This is a genomic window from Streptomyces hazeniae, from assembly GCF_031845485.1.
In the GTDB taxonomy this organism is placed as follows: Bacteria; Actinomycetota; Actinomycetes; order Streptomycetales; family Streptomycetaceae; genus Streptomyces; species Streptomyces hazeniae.
The window spans coordinates 1-465 of the sequence record NZ_JAVREQ010000157.1 but is presented as its reverse complement, the minus strand read 5'-3'; the positions used below and the strand labels follow the sequence as shown (position 1 = coordinate 465).

1 pseudogene is annotated in these 465 nt (G+C 65.2%); it reads left to right on the top strand.

What is annotated here, in order from left to right:
• Window positions 1-371, top strand: a pseudogene (locus RM572_RS29085) (Dyp-type peroxidase); the annotation flags it as partial.
• Window positions 372-465: the final 94 nt, after the last annotated feature.

Below are 465 nucleotides of genomic sequence, written 5' to 3'. Positions count from 1 at the left end.
ACATGAACCGGCGGCGGATGATCCGGCGCGGCGCCACCTACGGTCCGGCCCTACCGGACGACGCACCCGACGACGGAGCGGACCGGGGTATCGCGGCGTTCATCATCTGCGCCGACCTGGTGCGCCAGTTCGAGTTCGCCCAGAACGTCTGGATCAACGACAAGACGTTCCACGAGCTGGGCAACGAGCACGACCCCATTTGCGGCACGCAGGACGGAACCCTGGACTTCACCGTCCCCAAGCGGCCGATACGTAAGGTACACAAGGGGATTCCAGCTTTCACCACACTTCGGGGTGGTGCGTATTTCGTCCTGCCGGGCATGTCGGGACTGCGCTATCTGGCCACCGGTGAAGGAGAGGCGGCCTCATGACCGGTGCCCGCACGTACAACCAGACGCACATTCCCCGCCCTCACGACGGGCGCCGCCGGATCAGCATCTACTGGACCTGGAGCTACCCCTGGGA